The organism is Pseudomonas congelans (assembly GCF_900103225.1).
In the GTDB taxonomy this organism is placed as follows: domain Bacteria; phylum Pseudomonadota; class Gammaproteobacteria; order Pseudomonadales; family Pseudomonadaceae; genus Aquipseudomonas; species Aquipseudomonas congelans.
Genome location: NZ_FNJH01000008.1, coordinates 1 through 17,999, shown reverse-complemented (window position 1 = coordinate 17,999; position 17,999 = coordinate 1). Strand labels below are relative to the sequence as shown.

Annotated in this window: 19 protein-coding genes and 1 pseudogene; 9 read left to right on the top strand and 11 right to left on the bottom strand. The window is 59.5% G+C overall.

Going from position 1 to position 17,999, the window contains the following annotated elements:
• Positions 1–83 precede the first annotated feature (83 nt).
• A complete protein-coding gene (locus BLR20_RS21980) occupies positions 84–953 on the top strand; it encodes a TauD/TfdA dioxygenase family protein (RefSeq protein ID WP_054993256.1) in 870 nt (289 codons plus the stop codon).
• 42 nt (positions 954–995) lie between these two features.
• Here the strand turns inward: BLR20_RS21980 and BLR20_RS21975 are convergent, their stop codons facing one another.
• Positions 996–1,511 (bottom strand): GNAT family N-acetyltransferase, encoded by a 516-nt coding sequence (locus BLR20_RS21975; RefSeq protein ID WP_054993257.1) that lies wholly within the window; start codon positions 1,509–1,511, stop codon positions 996–998.
• 154 nt (positions 1,512–1,665) lie between these two features.
• Between BLR20_RS21975 and BLR20_RS21970 the strand changes: the two genes are divergently transcribed.
• The 3 genes and pseudogenes from BLR20_RS21970 (at position 1,666) to BLR20_RS28535 (ending at position 4,990) form a co-directional block, all read left to right on the top strand.
• Positions 1,666–2,793: a saccharopine dehydrogenase family protein gene (locus tag BLR20_RS21970; protein ID WP_054993266.1), complete on the top strand. Its 1,128-nt coding sequence runs from the start codon at positions 1,666–1,668 to the stop codon at positions 2,791–2,793.
• A 151-nt stretch (positions 2,794–2,944) separates the two neighbouring features.
• A pseudogene (locus BLR20_RS28540) lies at positions 2,945–4,084 on the top strand (methyl-accepting chemotaxis protein); the annotation flags it as partial.
• Positions 4,085–4,117: 33 nt separating this feature from the next.
• Positions 4,118–4,990: a methyl-accepting chemotaxis protein gene (locus tag BLR20_RS28535; RefSeq protein ID WP_371834329.1), complete on the top strand. Its 873-nt coding sequence runs from the start codon at positions 4,118–4,120 to the stop codon at positions 4,988–4,990.
• A 175-nt stretch (positions 4,991–5,165) separates the two neighbouring features.
• Here BLR20_RS28535 and BLR20_RS21960 read toward each other — a convergent pair whose 3' ends face one another.
• Positions 5,166–6,098, bottom strand: coding sequence for a DMT family transporter (locus tag BLR20_RS21960; RefSeq protein ID WP_054993259.1), 933 nt, complete (start codon positions 6,096–6,098; stop codon positions 5,166–5,168).
• Positions 6,099–6,172: 74 nt separating this feature from the next.
• Here BLR20_RS21960 and BLR20_RS21955 point away from each other — a divergent pair, with 74 nt between their 5' ends.
• Positions 6,173–7,027, top strand: coding sequence for a LysR family transcriptional regulator (locus BLR20_RS21955; protein ID WP_054993260.1), 855 nt, complete (start codon positions 6,173–6,175; stop codon positions 7,025–7,027).
• Positions 7,028–7,061: 34 nt separating this feature from the next.
• Here BLR20_RS21955 and BLR20_RS21950 read toward each other — a convergent pair whose 3' ends face one another.
• From BLR20_RS21950 to BLR20_RS21940, 3 genes are all read right to left on the bottom strand, one after another.
• Positions 7,062–7,346: a type II toxin-antitoxin system RelE/ParE family toxin gene (locus BLR20_RS21950; protein ID WP_010437186.1), complete on the bottom strand. Its 285-nt coding sequence runs from the start codon at positions 7,344–7,346 to the stop codon at positions 7,062–7,064.
• Positions 7,336–7,575: a CopG family ribbon-helix-helix protein gene (locus BLR20_RS21945; RefSeq protein WP_032611982.1), complete on the bottom strand. Its 240-nt coding sequence runs from the start codon at positions 7,573–7,575 to the stop codon at positions 7,336–7,338. The genes BLR20_RS21950 and BLR20_RS21945 overlap by 11 nt, the downstream gene beginning before the upstream one ends.
• A 159-nt stretch (positions 7,576–7,734) precedes the next feature.
• Positions 7,735–8,751, bottom strand: a complete 1,017-nt coding sequence (locus BLR20_RS21940; protein WP_002552793.1) for a 1-aminocyclopropane-1-carboxylate deaminase — start codon at positions 8,749–8,751, stop codon at positions 7,735–7,737.
• A gap of 186 nt (positions 8,752–8,937) precedes the next feature.
• On the opposite strand from BLR20_RS21940, the gene BLR20_RS21935 reads away from it, so the two are divergent.
• Both BLR20_RS21935 and BLR20_RS21930 read left to right on the top strand, forming a co-directional pair.
• Positions 8,938–9,444, top strand: coding sequence for an Lrp/AsnC family transcriptional regulator (locus BLR20_RS21935; RefSeq protein WP_010437192.1), 507 nt, complete (start codon positions 8,938–8,940; stop codon positions 9,442–9,444).
• Between the two features lie 146 nt (positions 9,445–9,590).
• Positions 9,591–10,499, top strand: a complete 909-nt coding sequence (locus BLR20_RS21930; RefSeq protein ID WP_010437195.1) for a DUF808 domain-containing protein — start codon at positions 9,591–9,593, stop codon at positions 10,497–10,499.
• Between the two features lie 177 nt (positions 10,500–10,676).
• On the opposite strand, the gene BLR20_RS21925 is transcribed toward BLR20_RS21930, so the two are convergent.
• The 6 genes from BLR20_RS21925 to puuE form a co-directional block, all read right to left on the bottom strand.
• The gene (locus tag BLR20_RS21925) at positions 10,677–11,462 is read right to left on the bottom strand and encodes an outer membrane protein OmpK (protein ID WP_003423373.1); all 786 of its coding nucleotides are present in this window, start codon (positions 11,460–11,462) and stop codon (positions 10,677–10,679) included.
• Between the two features lie 366 nt (positions 11,463–11,828).
• Positions 11,829–13,121: a urate hydroxylase PuuD gene (locus BLR20_RS21920; RefSeq protein WP_054993261.1), complete on the bottom strand. Its 1,293-nt coding sequence runs from the start codon at positions 13,119–13,121 to the stop codon at positions 11,829–11,831.
• Positions 13,122–13,126: 5 nt separating this feature from the next.
• On the bottom strand, positions 13,127–13,639 hold the full coding sequence (locus BLR20_RS21915; RefSeq protein ID WP_003371439.1) for an ureidoglycolate lyase: 513 nt from the start codon (positions 13,637–13,639) through the stop codon (positions 13,127–13,129).
• A gap of 220 nt (positions 13,640–13,859) precedes the next feature.
• Entirely contained in the window at positions 13,860–14,855 is a 996-nt protein-coding gene (alc, locus tag BLR20_RS21910) for an allantoicase (RefSeq protein ID WP_010427176.1), read from the bottom strand.
• Positions 14,856–14,896: 41 nt separating this feature from the next.
• A complete protein-coding gene (gene uraD / locus BLR20_RS21905; protein ID WP_010427174.1) occupies positions 14,897–15,412 on the bottom strand; it encodes a 2-oxo-4-hydroxy-4-carboxy-5-ureidoimidazoline decarboxylase in 516 nt (171 codons plus the stop codon).
• Positions 15,409–16,338 (bottom strand): allantoinase PuuE, encoded by a 930-nt coding sequence (puuE, locus tag BLR20_RS21900; protein ID WP_054993262.1) that lies wholly within the window; start codon positions 16,336–16,338, stop codon positions 15,409–15,411. The genes uraD and puuE overlap by 4 nt, the downstream gene beginning before the upstream one ends.
• 389 nt (positions 16,339–16,727) lie before the next feature.
• On the opposite strand from puuE, the gene uraH reads away from it, so the two are divergent.
• Both uraH and BLR20_RS21890 read left to right on the top strand, forming a co-directional pair.
• Positions 16,728–17,081 carry a hydroxyisourate hydrolase gene (gene uraH, locus BLR20_RS21895; RefSeq protein WP_054993263.1) on the top strand — a complete coding sequence of 118 codons (354 nt, stop codon included), beginning with the start codon at positions 16,728–16,730 and terminating at the stop codon, positions 17,079–17,081.
• Between the two features lie 111 nt (positions 17,082–17,192).
• Positions 17,193–17,942 (top strand): GntR family transcriptional regulator, encoded by a 750-nt coding sequence (locus BLR20_RS21890; RefSeq protein ID WP_054993264.1) that lies wholly within the window; start codon positions 17,193–17,195, stop codon positions 17,940–17,942.
• Positions 17,943–17,999: the final 57 nt, after the last annotated feature.

The following is a 17,999-nucleotide window of genomic DNA, read 5'->3' as shown; positions in this document are numbered from 1 at the left end:
GGCTTTTCAGGCGGGGCTGACGTCCCGCAGACGAACCACGGGCATGGTGACCGGCCATGCCAACAACCTGAAGGTGAGGGATCATGGATCAAATGGCACTCAAGGCCATAGAAGGCATCGCAGGCGCAGTGCGTGCGCCGTATCAGAACATCACGGTCAACCGCCTGACACCGATCATCGGTGCCGAGGTCGGCGGTGTCGATCTGTCGCAGCCACTCAGCGCGGAGCAACTGACGGAAATCCGCCGGGCCTTTCTGGAAAATCACGTGCTGGTGTTTCGCGATCAGCACCTGACGGTCGAACAGCACAAGGCATTTGGCCGATTGTTTGGTCCGTTGCGCGCACTGCCGGTGGACAGCATCGATGGCGATGACCCGGAACTGGTCGTGGTGCGCGCCAACGCCCAGTCGCGTTTCGCTGCGGGCGAGCTATGGCACACCGACGGCACCGCTGACCTGGAGCCGTCGATGGGCTCGATGCTGTACGTCAAGGAGACACCCGCCATCGGTACCGGCGGCGATACACTGTTTGCCAACATGCACCTGGCCATTGAAATGCTCTCGCCGGCGATGCAGCAGTTTCTCGGCGGGTTGACAGCCATTCACGATGGCGAGATTCCGTGGAAGGGCTATCAGCCACCTGCCGGCCTGCCGAAAAGCGAGCATCCGCTGGTGGTTCGCCACCCCGAAACCGGACGTCGCAGCCTGTTTGTCAATTCCGGGTTCACCTCGCATATCGTGCAACTCTCGCCCGGCGAGAGCCACGCGGTGCTGACCATGCTGTTCGATCTGATCGCCCGCGAACCTTCTCTCAGTTGCCGCGTGCGCTGGGAGCCGAACACGCTGGTGTTCTGGGATAACCGTTGCACCCAGCACCACGCGGTGTGGGATTACTTCCCGCACTCGCGCTATGGCGAGCGGGTGACGATTCTCGGTGGGCGGCCCCAGGCCTGAAGGCGCTTGCGATTGACCGGCCAACGCCGGTCAACTGCTTAATCAGCGCAGTGGCAGGTGGTATATCAGGTCGTCGAACCACTGATCGCCGATCTGATAGGCCTGCGGGACGCGACGCTCGAAGGTGAAGCCGCATTTCTCCATAACCTTGCAGGAGGCGATGTTGCCGTCGGTCACGGTCGACTCCAGTGAGTCCAGGCCGATGGCGGCGGCGTAGTCGATGATTGCGCGACATGACTCGGTGCCGAAGCCCTTGCCTTGATGTTCCGGCAGTAACAGATAGCCCACTTCGGCATGGCCCGGCGACAGGATGCGAAAGCCGCTGACCCCCAGTTCTGCATGGCTCTGGGCGTCCATGACCACCAGGCACAGCCAGTGATCGGACGCCGGCGTCCACTCGGGCAGTCGATGATCGAAGCCTTTGCGGATCTGCACCTCTTCGATTGCTCCGAATACGTACTGCATGGTCTCGGGCTCTGAGTGCAGCCTGAAAAACAGTGGCCAGTCACTGGCGAGCAGAGTCCGCAGATAAAGTCGTTCGGTGTGTAGTTCCAGCATCCGTTGCTCCCGGGACAATCAAAAAAGGCACCGGGTTTTGTACTCGGCCTGCGGTCAATGATCAATAATGCACGCACATTTCATCGCCGTTGCTCACGGTCATCGTGATGCAACCAGGCAGGATCACATCCTTCGGCAGGTCAGGGACGAGTCAATGGCATTTCGCGTATTGGTCATCGGTGGCTACGGCAACTTCGGCAGCCTTATCTGTAATCATCTGGTGATGATGCCGGACATCGAACTGGTCATTTCCGGTCGTGACCCGCGCAAGCTGGCGGAAAAGGTCGCAGCACTGCAGACGCTGGGGGGCAGGTTCTGCGAGAGCTGGTGCGTGGACATCCTGCAGGAAGGCGCGGGCAGCGAGCTTGGTGAATTGGGCATCGATCTGCTTATCCACACCGCGGGGCCTTTTCAGGGACAGTCGTATGCCGTGGCCCGGCATTGCATCGAGGCGGGCGTGAATTATTGCGACCTGGCGGATTGCCGGGCGTTCGTCGCCGGTATCGTCACCCTCGATGCCCAAGCGCGTGAGGCAGGTGTCAGCGTGCTGAGCGGGTGCAGCTCGGTGCCGACGCTTTCGGCGGCGATCATTGATCAGCATCGCCAGCGTTTTCTGCGCATCGATTCCATAGAGCACGGCATCTCGTCGGCAGCGAAAATGCCCGGCCTGTCGACCGTGCGCGGCGTGCTGGCCAATGCCGGGCGGCCGATCAGGCAGCTGCGCAACGGCAAGGTCCACGACGTCCACGGCTGGATGGACCTGACCCTGCGCCGGATGCCCGGCATGGGCACGCGGCTGGTGGCCAATGTCGACGTCCCGGACATCGATGTATTCGAAACACGCTACGCCGCACAGAATCTGAGCTTCAAGGCCGGTTCCGCGCTCAAGGCCGGCGGCATCGCGACCTGGTTGCTGGCGCTGGCGATTCGTTGCGGGCTGGTGCGCGATCCTGCGCCGTGGGCCGAGCGCCTGTACCGTTGGGGCGCGCGCTTTGAACAGTGGGGTGATCGAAAAAGCGCAATGTACATCGATGTCGACGGCCTCGACCTCGACGGCCAGCCGTTGCGCATGCACGCGCAATTGACAGCACTGAACGACAAGGGGCCGGAGATTCCCGGCAGTGCCGCCGTCGCGCTGAGCAGCAAAATGGCCAGTGGCTATCGTCCACAACCGGGCGCTCGGGCCTGCGTCGGAGAAATCACCGTGGACGAGTACCTTGCGGCGATCGACGAGCCGGAAAGTGTCCGGCTCGATGTTCATTTCACGAGCCACAACGCCTGACGCTGCTGCAGATATCCGATGACTCCGAGCGGGCGGATTTTGTGTCTATTTCATGACACAGGCGTGCTGTTTCCCTCGGCACCAATCGTCGGGTAATTCTGCTCGGGCAACTTAAATAAATCTTAATCATTGATGCCGAAGCCCGTAATTCATGGGGCGCAAGGTCTTCTCTAATCAACCTGGCCGGTATTCCAGACAGGTTAACTATCAAGTTAACCCTTTCAGCGCCGACTCACGGGTATTCCGAAAAATCGAAGGCATACACGTAATGAGCGCAAAATGGTTGGACAATTTGAACGTCAGCAAGAAGCTCGGGCTGGGCTTTGCCGCTATTTTGCTCGGTGTGCTGACCGTTACCGTCATCGGCTACTCCAGTACTAACCTGCTGATCGAGCGCATGGGCAAAAGCAGCAAGGTCGCCGAGATCAAGGCTGACGTCCTGAGTGCCCGGATCGCTGCGCAAGCCTATGCGACCGGTCCTACTGCTGCAGGTGTACAGAACTACGCTGGCGCTCTGGATACCTTGAGCCGCAGTGTCGATAAGGGCCTTCAAGTGTTCGTGGTATCGAGCAACCTGGCCAAGCTGCGCGACATCAAGGAGCAGGTGGGCGGTCTGAAGCAGACCTTCGATCAATTGGTCGGCATCAATCAGAAAGTCGATGAGGCGTTGAAACCGATCATCAAGGTTTCCGATGACGTCAGCGCGACCTTCGAGAATCTGCTGAACAAGACCATTGACGACACCTTGCGCGCGCCGAATGAAACCGGCATCAGGCAGGTCAAGATCGCTGGCGACTTGCGTAACGGCATGACCAATTTCCGTCTGGTGTTTCGCCGCTACCTGAGTGTTCCGAATGTCGACAACCGTCAGGCCACCTATAAGTCCGCCGATGCCCTGATCGCGCAAGTGGATGCCGCTCGCAGTCAATTGCCTGTCGAGGCAAATGCCGCAGTGGATGCTGCGCTGGTCGCGTTGAAACAGTACAAAGTGCTGATGACGTCGATCTCGGACATGCTTCAGCAGACCGAGCAGATCCGCAACGACCTGCAACAGCAATCCATAGCGACCGCAGCCCGCGCCGATGACTTGGCGGCACAGCAGGTCATCAGTGCCAAAAAAGAACAGGAAACCGCTGTGGTGCAATTGCTCAGCGTGGCGCTGGTCGTGCTGCTGGTCGGCATCTTTGCTGCGTTCCTGATCACGCGCCAGATTACCGTGCCGTTGAGCAGCACCGTGATTGCGGCGCGCCGGATCGCCGACGGCGATCTGACCCATGACACCAGCACCACCCGCCAGGACGAACTGGGCCTGTTGCAGAACACCATGCAGCACATGACTGTTTCGCTGCGCGGCTTGATCGGTGGGATCGGCAACGGTGTCACGCAGATCGCCACGGCGGCCGAACAGTTGTCTGCCGTCAGCGAGCAGACCAGCGCGGGCGTGACCCTGCAGAAAAACGAAGTCGACCAGGTCGCCACCGCCATGAACGAGATGGCCTCTACCGTACAGGAAGTGGCGCGCAACACCGAAGACGCTTCGCAAGCCGCCAAACAGGCCAGTGAACGCGCCGCTCACGGCAGCAGTGTGGTGCAGCATGCCACGCGCGAAATCGGTCAGTTGGCCGGTGAAGTGCAGCAACTGGGCCAAGCCATGCAGCGCCTGACCGAAGACAGCGGCAAGATCGGCAGCGTGATTGACGTGATCAAGGCAGTCGCCGAGCAGACCAACCTGCTGGCGCTCAACGCAGCCATCGAGGCTGCACGGGCAGGCGAGCAGGGTCGTGGTTTTGCCGTGGTGGCTGACGAAGTCCGCTCGCTGGCTCAGCGTACGCAGAACTCGACAACCGAAATCGAAGCGCTGATCCAGGCGTTGCAAAAAGGTACAGGCGCCGCCTCGGGCCTGATGGACGCCAGCCTGCAGCGCACTGAAGGCACCGTGGTGCTGGCTCGTCAGGCCGAACAGGCGTTGGTGGAAATCAACCAGTCCATCGGCACCATCGAACAGATGAGTCAGCAGATTTCCGCCGCGGCCGAGCAACAGAGCGCTGTGACCGAAGAAATCAACCGCAGCGTACTCAGCGTGCGCGACATCGCCGATCAGTCGGCTTCGGCCACCGAGCAAAGCGCAGCATCGACTGTCGAGCTGGCCCGTCTGGGCAGCGATTTGCAGAGCATGGTCGCGCGTTTCAAGATTTAACCTGCGCTAGGCTCTGTACGAAAAGTCGGCGAGCGAAGGTCAGGCGAGGCAAAAACAGGCGAGGAAGCGGAGTCTACGTGTTGTAAATGAGCATTCCGAGCCTGTTTTTAACGAAGCATCACCGAGCGCAGCCACTTTCGTACAGAGCCTAAGCAAAGTCGGCCTCCTGAGCCCATCAGGAGGCCGACTGCCGTTGCTCCGCCCGCACCACCATCCACACGCCGACACCTGACACCGCCATGCCTGACGCCATCTGCCAGGACAGCGGTTCGTCGAACATAGCCCAGGCCCAGAGCATTGTCACCGGTGGGCTGAGGTACAGCACGCTGGCGACGCGGGTGGCTGACGCGCGGCGCAGACACACCCAATACAGTCCGTACCCGCCCAGGGTTGCCAGCCCCACCGTCCATAGCACGCTCAGCGCAAAGCCGCTACTGGCTACAGGCGCCAGACTGCCCTGCGTGCCCTGAATGATCGCGAAGGCGATACTGGAGACAGCGCATTGCAGCCACAGGTTGGGGAGCAGTGCCATGGGTTGCGCGGTGCCGGACTGTTTCTGCCACAGCGTCGCGATGGCCAGCGACAACATACCCAGCAGCGGCAGGCCGTAGGCCCACAACGGTGCGTCACCCACCGCCAGTGCGCTGTAGGTCACCAGCACTACACCGATCAGCCCGACAAACAGTCCTGCCCAGATTTGCCAGGCCAGCCGTTGCCCGAGCACCAGTGCCGCCAGGAGTGCCATGCCCATCGGCAACAAATCGGCAAAGAGTGCGGCGAGTCCGGCAGGCACGCCCAGCGCAATGCCCTGTGTGACGCCGGCGACGTAGCCAGTCATGGCCAGCAGACCGATCCCTGCGTTTTTCAGCAGCGTGGCAGCCGGGATCGACCTCAGTTGCCTGGCGACAAAAGGCAGCAGGATCAGCGTGACCACCACACAGCGCCAGAACACCACCAGCAGCGGCGGCGCATGTTCCAGCGAAAAGCGTGCGCCGACGAAACCCGAACTCCAGGTCAGAATCAGCGCAGCTTCAAGCAGGGGAAGGGGAATGGCCTGGTGCCAGGCAGGCCGCGAGACGCTCGGAGCAATCGACAGGTATGGGTTCATGGACACAGGTTACGAAACCGGCGTAGTCTAATAAATCAAAATTAAATGCATAAGTTGTTCAGGAATTCTGAATCATGACGGCCATTCTCGACATCGAACTGGTGCGCACCTTCCATGCGGTGGCGCGGATAGGAAAGTTTTCGGCCGCCGCCGAGCAACTTCATAAAAGCCCGGCCGCGGTGAGTGTGCATATCCAGCGCCTTGAGGCCGTGGCGGGCGGGCGCTTGCTCAACCGCGACAACCAGGCGGTGTCGCTGACGGCGCTGGGCAAGCGCCTGCTGTTGTCGACGACCGAGTTGCTGTCCACGCATGACCGGGTGCTGGCGGATCTGCAAGGCACTCATCTGGCCGGACGCATCACGCTGGGTGTGCCGGATGAATACGCCGTGCATGTCATTCGCGACATCCTGCCGGTGTTCGCGGCCGCGTGGCCCAATGTCGTGCTGGAATTGAAATCCGCACCCAGCTACGCCCTGCGCGAGCAGGTTGCGCGTGGCAAGTTGCAGACAGCAGTAATCGCGCAACCCAAAGGGCAGCGGAATGCTGACACGCAGTTTCTGGTATCGACCAAGCCGGTCTGGGTCGGGCCGGCAAGCGCCGCACTGGCATCCGCGGACCCGGTGCCGCTGGCCATTCACGCAGCGCAATGTCCTTATCGTGAAGCCATGATGGCTTCCCTCAAAGACAACGGCCGCAAAATCCGTGTAGTTCTCGAAAGCCCGTCCAATCAGGCGATCAAAGCCTGTGTGGAAGCGGGCCTTGCGATCAGCCTCATCGATCGGAGCGGGGTCACGGAAGCCATGCAGATTCTCGATGATCTGCCTGAAATACCCGAGCACGAAATCGTCTTCCTGCGCTCGCCGTCATCACAGAGCGACGAGGCGGTGAGCCTGCTGGCGCAGGCGCTGCAGAAGTATTTTCGGGTTTGATAGCGAAGCTGTGTGCAGCAAACGTATCTGCGGTTTACCACGCGGGTGGCGATTGTCTTCTGGTGTGGAAAATCCGTAGAACCTGTAGTCGGCCGCTACGGATGCGATATGGAATCAGGTAAGGCAGGTCTGGCAGAGGCCATTCTCTGGTTCCGGCAATCCGTCCTTCCCGGCCCATGGCGGGAAAACTCGCGAGCTGCGTTACGCTTGATTGAATGGCCTTCACGAAAGCAGCGGCAGCAGCTGGATTGTCCAGTGCGATATACGCTGCCTCCTCATCCAGATTCTTTAGTGCCGTTTTGAGCCACTCAACCTGCATTGCCTGACCATTTGTTCATGACAGCTTTTACATCGTCTGGGCTTGCGAACTCGTCGGCGTCGGCTTCTTCGATTGCACGCTGAATTTCGGCGATCTGCCAAGCCTCGCGTGTCAGGTATTCGCGGAGCGCGTCGAGGGCCAAAAATGACTTGCTGCGCCCGGTCGCCTTTGCAAGGTGTGCAAGGGTATCTGCCATTTCGTCCGGCAGACGTAGAGACATTGTGGACATATACACCTCACACGTAGTTATTTGTATTACATGAGGGTGCAGTGTAATACATGTGAATACACGTGTGGATGCGGTTTCCATTTCAGGTTTGCCGGCTTTTTGAGCGGGCGCAAAATAGCCCGCGAATTCACGGGCCATTCGAGCAGCTTTTGGGGTGGCTCAACCGTCCTTGAACAGAAAACTGTAGGCGTTCAACGCCGGCACGCCGCCGAGGTGGGCGTAGAGCACTTTCGAGCCTTCGGGAAATTCGCCGTTGCGCACCATATCGATCATGCCGTGCATGGATTTGCCTTCATAGACCGGGTCGGTCAGCACGCCTTCCAGGCGGGCGCAGAGGCGGATGGCTTCGAGGGTGCCATCGTTCGGCAGGCCATATTCCGGGTAGGCGTAGCGGGTGTCGAGCACCACGTCTTCGGCGGTTATTTCGCGGCCCAGCTCCACCAGTTTTGCGGTGTTCTGAGCGATGCGCAGCACCTGCGCGCGGGTCTTTTCCGGTTTGGCCGACGCGTCGATACCGATCACGCGCTGTGCCCGGCCATCGGCCGCGAAGCCGACGAGCATGCCCGCGTGAGTGCTGCCGGTCACCGAGCAGACCACGATGTAGTCGAATTTGAAGCCCAGCTCTTCTTCCTGCTGGCGCACCTCATCGGCAAAACGCACGAACCCCAGGCCGCCATAAGGATGTTCCGAGCAGCCTGCTGGAATCGGGAACGGTTTGCCGCCGCTTTCCTCGACGTCGGCCATGGCCTTTTCCCAGCTCGGGCGAATGCCGATATCGAAGCCTGCCGAATCCAGGCGCACATCGGCGCCCATGATGCGCGACATCTCGATATTGCCGACCCGGTCGTACAACGCGTCCGAATAGTTGACCCAATTCTCCTGCACCAGCACGCACTTCATGCCCAGATGCGCCGCCACGGCCGCAACCTGACGGGTCTGATTGGACTGGATACCACCGATCGATACCAGCGTGTCGTAGCCGCCGTCGATGGCTTCCGGCACCAGGTATTCCAGTTTGCGGGTCTTGTTGCCGCCGAAGGCCAGACCGCTGTTGCAATCCTCGCGCTTGGCATACAGCTCGACCTTGCCGCCCAGGTGCTCACTCAAGCGTTTCAGGGGAGTAATAGGCGAGGGGCCGAAGGTCAGAGGGTAGCGCTTGAACTTGCTCAGGTTCATATCGGGTCTCCGTTGATAAGTTGATGCGGGCATTGAAGGCGGGTCTCGATGTGTTTATCGAGCTCCCCGGCATGGCTTCCATCATAGAAAATCGACGAATAATCGTGGTTGCAAAGAATTGTCTATCTACAAAATAAGCGTTAGCCTGAATGCAACTAAACAGACTTTTATTGTGTGATTTTCATTATGAAAGCAATAAATGAACGCACTAAAAAGTCCGGTGCCGACGTGACGCCGCTGCTGGACAGGATTGACCGCGCCATCCTCAAGACCCTGCAACGTGACGCGTCCATTTCCAATGTGGCACTTGCCGAGAAGGTCAAACTGAGTCCGCCTGCATGCCTGCGGCGCGTCGAGCGGCTGAAAGAGGCGGGCGTGATCAAGGGCGTGGTGGCGCTGCTCAATGGCGATGTTCTGGACGCGGGCATGGTGGTGCTGATCGGTGTCGTGCTGGACCGCTCGACACCGGATTCCTTTGCCCAGTTTGAAGCCGCCGCGCAGAAGGTTTCCGGCTGCATGGAGTTTCATGTCGTCACCGGCGAGTTCGACTACTTCATGCTGCTGCGTACCAGGGACAGTCAGAGTTTCAACCGCCTGCACGCCGAACAGTTACTGTACTTGCCCGGTGTCAGACAGATTCGTTCGTTCATGGGGCTGCGTCAGGTCGTCTCCACGACACAGTTACCTATCTGACGGGTTTCGGCGTGGCCTGTTTGCTGCATGCAGCGTCAAACGTTCACGTCTGACCAAGGTCAGAGCTGTTGACTGCCACACGATTGACTCTGGCGCATGATTCAATCAGTGCCGTTTTCTTTTTTACTTGCTCAAGGATTTTCATTTTGGCTGCTGGAAGCTTGCTTACCCTGCTTGACGATATTGCAACGTTGCTCGACGACGTGGCGCTGGCCACGAAGAAAACGGCGGGTGTGCTGGGTGATGATCTGGCGCTCAATGCACAGCAGGTCACCGGTGTTTCAGCGGATCGCGAATTGCCGGTTGTCTGGGCCGTGGCCAAGGGGTCGCTGCTCAACAAGGCCATTCTGGTTCCGGCAGCATTGCTGATCAGTGCCTTTGCACCCTGGGCGATTCTGCCGTTGCTGATGATCGGCGGGGCGTTTCTGTGCTTCGAGGGCTTCGAGAAAATCGCCCATAAATGGCTGCATCCCGAAACCGGCGAAGAACATGAGCAGCGCAAGCAGGCGTCGACGGATGCATCCGTGGACATGGTGGCGTTCGAAAAGGAGCGCATCAAAGGCGCGATTCGCACTGACTTCATTCTTTCGGCGGAAATCATCGTGCTCGCGCTGGGCGTGGTCTCGGCCAGACCGTTCATGGATCAGGTCGGCGTGCTGGTCATCGTCGCAGTGCTGATCACCGTGGGTGTATACGGGCTGGTGGCCGGTATCGTCAAACTCGATGACCTGGGCCTGTACCTGAAGAAAAGCGCAGCCTCGGCTGCACAAAAGATCGGCGCCGGCCTGCTGTGGCTGGCACCGGTGTTGATGAAAGTACTGTCGATCGTCGGGACTGCTGCCATGTTCATGGTCGGCGGCGGGATTCTGGTCCATGGCCTGCCGTTCGCTCATCATTGGGTCGAAGGCGTGACCGAAGCGGCAGCGGGTGCGGTAGGCGGTTTGTCGATGGTCGTCCCGACGCTGGTCGATGCGGTCGCCGGGATCATTGCCGGTGCCGTGCTGGTGCTGGTCGTGACGCTGATTGGCAAGGTCTGGAAAGCGGCGAAGGAGTGAGTGGAGGAGGGGCTCCACACTTCTGATTCAAGTCCGTGGGAGCGAGCCGGGCGACGCTTCGCTTGCTCGCGAAGGGGTTGATACAGCCAACCGAAGGGTGTCTGAAACACCGCCTTCACGAGCAAGCTCGCTCCCACAGAACTTGGGAGTGAGCGTCATCACCGTCAAACAACGTGCTTAGAAGAACACCTTTACCAGCAAACTCGCGGTGTTCTGATCGGTGTCGAATGAACTGGTGTCCTTGATGCCGTATTTGTTGGTCCAGTAGTCGTATTCGATACCTACGTACAGCTGCCGCTCCGGGTAATTCAGTGCCTTGCCCAGGTCGTACTTGATCTGCGGGTTGAAGTGCAGGTTGGAGTGGTAAGTGCCACGCGAGGTCTTGTCGTTGTCGACCACCCAGTCCATGAAGCCGTCGATCAGCACATCCGATTTGCCCACCGGAATGGTGTAGGACCACACCGGAGTGATCTGCCACACGCCGTCGCCCGGGCGATTGCCTTCGGTCTGGCGTTGGTAGAAGTTAAGCTGGAAATAGTCGAAACCCGGGATCTTCAAGTCGAACGCTGGACCGATCAGGTACGACTCGTTATCGCCCTCACCAAACTCGTAAGTTGCGGCAATCAGTACATCGCTGATCGGCCCGAACTCGAACTTCTGGCCGAAGATCTTGCCCAGTGACAGGCGTGGCGAGAACTCGCCGTAATAGGTGTTATCGCCAGCGGTTGCGTCTTTCTTGCCGTTGTAGAAGATCTTGTCGACGAAGAAGAAGTTGTCGCCGTACTTCCAGCTGTCCGCGTGCTCAAAGGTGAAGGTCTGCTGATTTTCCGGGTTGACAGCAAAGTCTCGTCCATTGAGATAGGTCAGGCTATTACTCTGCCACTGGAAGATATCCCCTGCCATGGCGGGTGCAGCAGCCAGCAGACTGCTGGCCAGTAATGCACTGGAAATCGTACGGTTCATGCGGTGAGCCCCTTGATGTAGATCGTGATTTTTTCGGACTGGCGTTCTATGCGTGACGCCTTGTCGATGCTTGCAATAATTTGTCTGTCTGGTCAGCTTTGTGTTGTTAGCAAGAGCTGCGCCAATCAGTGAAAAAAAGTTTAAGTAACCCTTTAAACCGGCATCAACGTGTCGATTTCAGATCATTTTTCCGAATGGGCAGCGTTCTGAGCGCCGTTCAGCCAGTGGGCCGCCCGGGTCAGGTTCAGTTAGCGGGAAGGAGAGGGGCGGGTTGGCAGCGGCGGCGGAGGATACTGACTCACGTCGCCGTGCTCAAGTGCTCCAGAGCAGGGCGTCCGGAGCGAAAACAGGGCAATGCCCGTTGCTTCAGTTGAGGTGTGCGCCCTGATCGATCCAGGCGCCTACCAGATCACGTTCCTGCTGGGTCATCTGGGTGATATTGCCCAGCGGCATGATCGGCGCGGTGATTGCCTGCGCCTTGATGCGCGGTGCCTGTTGCTGGATCTGTTCAGGCGTATCGAACATCACGCCGGCCGGAGCGACGCTGAACAGCTGACTGGTAGGCGTGGCCGAGTGACAGACCGAACAACGTTGCCGGATGACGTCGTGCACCTTGTTGAAGTCTGCACCTGCCACCTTGGCAGGCTCGGGCTGGGCAGGCGCTGCCTGAGCAGGCGCAGCGGCGGGTTGCGCTGGTTGCTCATCAGCCCGATGACCGCCGACCGCTGTACCGGGCAGTGGCTGATAGACGATCTTTGCCGGCGCTTGCGCAGGGCCGGTGACATACGCCAGGCACAGCATGCCCAGTGCCGCGACCGGCAGGGTCCAGGCGAATCGATGGCTGTCATGTCGTGTATTGAAGTAATGGCGCACCAGCACGGCCAGCAGCGCGATGCCTGCAAGAATCAGCCAGTTGTACTCACTGCCGTAGGTGCTTGGAAAGTGATTGCTGATCATGATGAACAGCACGGGCAGGGTGAAGTAGTTGTTGTGCCGCGAACGCAACAGGCCTTTTGCTGGCAGGCTTGGGTCTGGCGTGCGGTTCTCGGCAATCGCGGCTACCAGCGCGCGCTGGGCCGGCATGATGATGCGGAACACGTTGCCGACCATGATGGTGCCCATGATCGCGCCCACATGCAGGTAGGCACCGCGACCGCTGAACACTTTGCTGAACCCGTATGCCGCCGCGACCAGCAGCACGAACAGGACCACGCCCAACAGGGCAGGGCGCTTGCCCAGTGGCGAGTCACACAGAAAGCTGTAGATGAACCAGCCGACGAACAACGAACCGAGGCCGATGTGCACGCCTTCGGCGCCACTCAGGCTGCTGCCCGGGGCCAGCAGGTACAGCGTCGGGTTGGCGTAGAACACCACGCACAGCAGGGCCACGCCGGACAGCCAGGTCGAATAGGCTTCCCATTTGAACCAGTGCAGATTCTCCGGCATGGTCGGCGGTGCGAGCTTGTACTTCTCCAGGTGGTAGATGCCGCCACCGTGGATCGCCCACAGATCACCCGACAGGCCTTCACGCGGGTTGCTGCGGTTTAGGTTGTTCTCCAGCCAGACGAAGTAGAACGATGCGCCGATCCAGGCGACGCCGACAATCATGTGAATCCAGCGCACGCCCAGATTCAGCCATTCCATCATATGTGCCAGCACGGTGTTTACCCTTCCAGTGGGTGGGGATCGAGAACCAGCAACTGGCTCTCGGCAAAATAATGCTCGTCGCAGTTGTTGCCTTCGCCACTGCGATCAACCACCAGGAAGTCATCCCGCTTTTCGATCGTCAGCACCGGATGGTGCCAGACGCCGCGATGGTAATTGACACCCTGCCTGCCGTTCGACACGAAGGCGCGGGTCAGCTCTGATTCAGGCACATCGCCGACCGGCGCGACCACGATCAGGAAGGGGTTGCCGAGCAGCGGCACGAAGGCCTGACTGCCCAGCGGATGACGCTCCAGCATGCCGATGGTCAACGGCATCGGCAGGGCTTCGGCGCGGAAGATGCTGATGATCGCCTTGTCCTCAGGCTGTGCGGTCTGCACATCAGCCAGACGATGAAAGCGCATGGTCGAGCCGTTGTTGATCATGAAGTGATCGCTGCCGTCGGTTTCGATCACATCACCGAATGGCGCAAAGGCTTCCTTGGTCAGTGGCTCGATTATCAGTTTGCGCATGCGGGTTCTTCTTCAATGGTTTCGAGGGTGGGTCGTTTGCACATTCGTATTGATGACTATCGTGCCAATGCTCTGCGTTGGCATGCATTTCGTGACGCTCTGCGTCACAACTCTACGCCGCGCCACACACTCAAGACAGGACGCAGAGCGTCCGGAACTGCATTCCCACGCAGAGCGTGGGAACGATAGCCTGTTACCTTCTGCTGACTTCCGGCGCGTTTTATCTGGCCACCTTGCCCAGCACTCGCAGGCGGCTCACGCCTCCGTCCGGGAATACGTTCAGACGGATGTGGGTGATCGGGCCGATCGCCTTGATCTGCTCGGCGAACTCGTGCTCGGCGTGCATGGTCAGCTTCTGGCTCGGCAGCAACTCGCGCCAGAACAGGCTCTGGGTTTCGATCTGGCTGTCGGTGCCACCCTTGACCAGGGCGCCCTGGATCGAGCAGCTGTCCGGGTAGTTGCCTTTGAAGTGCAGGGTATCGACGATGACTTTCTCGACCTCGCCCTTGTGCCCGAGCGCCACGATTACCCAATCGTTGCCGGGTGTACGGCGGCGTGCGGTTTCCCAGCCGTCGCCCATGTTCACACCGCGACCAGGGTTGAGGATGTTGCTCATGCTGCCGTAGTGCTCATCGGAGCAGGCTATCGATCGACCGCCATTGAGCGCCGCAACCAGATCGATCTGCTCGTCCTCGCTGACCTTCGACCAGTCGCGATGCGGCACACCGTACACGCGCAGACGCGCGACACCGCCGTCCGGGTAGATGTTGAAGCGCAGGTGGCTGAACGCCTGCTCGTTGCTGATCTCATGGTAATGATGGCTGTTGCCTTGCAGCTCCACAGACGGCAGGACTTCGGTCCAGGCGGTGTTTTCATCGGGCTCGCCCGACGCCAGGAAGCAGGCTTCCAGCGACGCGGAAGGCGGGAAGTTGCCGGTGAAAAACGAGGTGTCGATGTCCACACCCTTGATGGTTCCGGCCACACCGAGGCGAATCACCGCGCTGTCGTACCCTTCGAAACGCTTGCGGCGCGACTCCCAGCCGTCCATCCACTTGCCGTTGTCGTCGAATACGCCTTCTTTCCAGACGGCCGGGGTCGGCTGGAACAGCCGGTTGGCATCGGCGAACCAGTCATCGGTGACCGAAAGGATTTTGGTGCCCAGACGCGCGTCGGCCAGGTTCACGAACTTCTCGAACGGTGCGGCGTAAACTTTCATGCTCTTTGTCTGCCTTCTGAATACGGTTATGACTGCGACGCTCAAAGCGCCTGCAGACGAAACAGTGCGATCTTGTTGATCTCGGCCAGGGCGCAAGCGAACTCGGCCTCGGGCGAGTGATGGATGCGTTGCTCGAACGCCGCCAGAATCTTGTGCCTGTCGCTGCCCTTGACCGCCATGATGAACGGAAAGCCGAAGCGGGCCTTGTAAGCCTCGTTCAACTCGGTGAAGCGCTGAAATTCTTCAGGCGTGCAGTGGTGGATACCGGCGCCTGCCTGTTCATCGGTACTGGCCTGAGTCAGCTCGCCCTGGACGGCAGCCTTGCCTGCCAGGTCCGGGTGGGCATTGATCAGTGCCAGTTGTTGTTCGTGTGTGGCACCCAGCAGGATCTCGCTCATGCGTTCATGCAGGGTCTCGACCTGATCGAGTTGCGGGCCTGTACTCTCCTCGAACGCCTGTTGCGCGACCCACGGTGAGTGTTCGTAGATATCGGCAAAGGCCGCGACGAACGCATCCCGGCCCAGGCTTGAAGGTGTCAGTGTTTTGAACGTGCTCATTGCTCGGCCTTGCCGGTAAACGGATGTTCAGTGTGCCAGTGCCGGGCGATATCGACACGACGCGTAAACCACACCTGCTCATGGCCTTTGATGTACTCGATGAAACGCTTGAGTGCGGCGAGACGGGCGGGGCGGCCGATCAGGCGGCAATGCAGGCCGATGGAAAGCATCTTCGGTGCATCTTCGCCTTCGGCATACAGCACGTCGAAGGCGTCCTTGAGGTATTGAAAGAACTGCTCGCCATTGTTGAAGCCCTGCACCTGGGTGAAACGCATGTCGTTGGTGTCCAGGGTGTACGGAATCACCAGATGAGGCTTGCCGGTCGGATTGTTCGGCTCCCAGTACGGCAGATCATCGTCGTAGGTGTCGCAATCGTAGAGAAAGCCGCCTTCCTCCATGACCAGGCGCCGGGTGTTGGGGCCGGTGCGCCCGGTGTACCAGCCCAGCGGCCGTTCGCCGCTGATCTCGGTGAGGATCTGGATCGCCTGGCGCATGTGCTCGCGCTCCTGGGCTTCGTCCATGTTCTGGTAGTCGATCCAGCGATAGCCGTGGCTGCAGATCTCATGACCTTCGGCGACCATGGCGCGGATCACCTCCGGATGACGCTGCGCAGCCATGGCGACGGCGAAAATGGTCAGGGGGATATCGAACTGCCTGAACAGCTTGAGAATGCGCCACACACCGGCGCGGCTGCCGTACTCGTACAGCGACTCCATGCTCATGTTGCGCTGGCCCTGGAGTGGCTGCGCGGCAACCATCTCGGACAGAAAGGCTTCTGATTCCTTGTCGCCATGCAGAATATTGCGCTCGCCACCTTCCTCGTAATTCAGCACGAAAGACAAGGCAATGCGTGCATTGCCCGGCCAGCGTGGGTGAGGCGGTTTGTTGCCGTAACCGATCAGGTCGCGTGGGTAGTCAGCGCTCACTGCAAGCTTCCTTTTTGTACATTGGGTGCGTTAAGTCAGGTGCAATGCCAGAGGCGATAAAGGCACTGCAGGGTCAAGATTGTATACAATTTTATTTTCAGCTTGTAACCCTGTACGTTTCTGCACCGAAGTGTCTCGGCAGGAGTAAAGCAAGCAAGAAACCTGCCTGACTGGTCAGCTAATCGTAAAAAACCTGATATTTTTCCTCTGCTTCCTTAGTGTCTGGCCAATCCCGCGCCCAGCCAGCGTCTTGGCTACAGGCGGTGGGGCGATCAGGAATTTATTGTGTACAGCTTTTCCCGAAAGTGTCTTAATCGGTCGCAATCGCAGGATGTAGAGCACTTCATTGGTGCGCTGCTTCACCATGGCGGGATGTGAGGAGTGAAGTTTTGGGAAAATTGACCACACACGTGCTGGACGCCGCCCACGGCTGTCCGGGCAGTGCCATTCGCATCGATTTGTATCGGGTCGAAGACCAGCAACTGCTGCACATTGTCAGTGCGCTCACCAACAGCGACGGGCGCTGCGATGCGCCGTTGCTGCGGGGCGAGGCCTATCGATCCGGCGTCTATCAGTTGCACTTCAAGGCTGGCGATTATTACCGCGCGCGCGGCGTTGCCCTGAATGAGCCGGCCTTTCTCGATGAGGTGGTGCTGCGCTTCGGCATTGATGCAGGTCAGGAACACTTTCATGTGCCGCTGCTAATCTCGCCGTACAGCTACTCGACGTACCGGGGCAGCTGAATACCTCTTGCCCGCCCCACACTGCGGGCTTTTTTCTGCGCGTGTCTGCGCTTTTGCCCTGTGTACAATGCGCCAGTCCCGACGCCTTAATCCACCTGCGCACGAGTGCCCATGAACGACCAGTCCCTGCCTCTCAAGAAACTGCCGCGCAGCCTCGGTGTAAGCCGTAACCTCACGCAGGACGATGTCGTTTACGAACATGTTTTCGATGCCATTCTGGAACAGCGGCTGGCGCCGGGTACCAGGCTGAGTGAAGAGGCGCTGGGCGAGATATTCGGTGTCAGCCGTACCATCATTCGTCGCGCCCTGTCGCGGCTTGGACATGAGGGCGTCGTGCTGTTGCGCCCCAACCGTGGCGCGGTGGTCGCCAGCCCCAGCGTTGAAGAGGCGCGTCAGGTATTTTTCGCGCGGCGCATGGTCGAGAAGGCAATCACTGAACTGGCGGTCGAGCACGCCACTGCCGAGCAACTGGCCGAGTTGCGCCAGATGGTCAGCGACGAGCGCGACAGCTTTGCCCGTGGTGATCGGGGCGCCGGTATTCGTTTGTCCGGCGAATTCCACCTTCAGTTGGCCGTGGCCGCGAGAAACGCGCCGCTGATCAGCTTCCAGCGCAGCCTGGTGTCGCAGACGTCACTGATCATTGCCCAGTACGAAACCGGCAATCGCACGCACTGTTCCTACGATGAGCACAGCCAGTTGATCGACGCCATCGAAGCCCGCAATACAGCGCTGGCCGTCGAATTGATGATGCATCACATGGACCACATCGACGGCAAGCTCAACCTTGACGAAGACAGCGCCTCGGATGATTTGCATGCGGTGTTCTCGCATGTCATGGGCCGGAAAAAGCAGGGGCGTTGAGGCTGTACCGATAATTCAACTGTCGTGCTGACGTCCTGCGTCGGTTTGGCCAAAAGA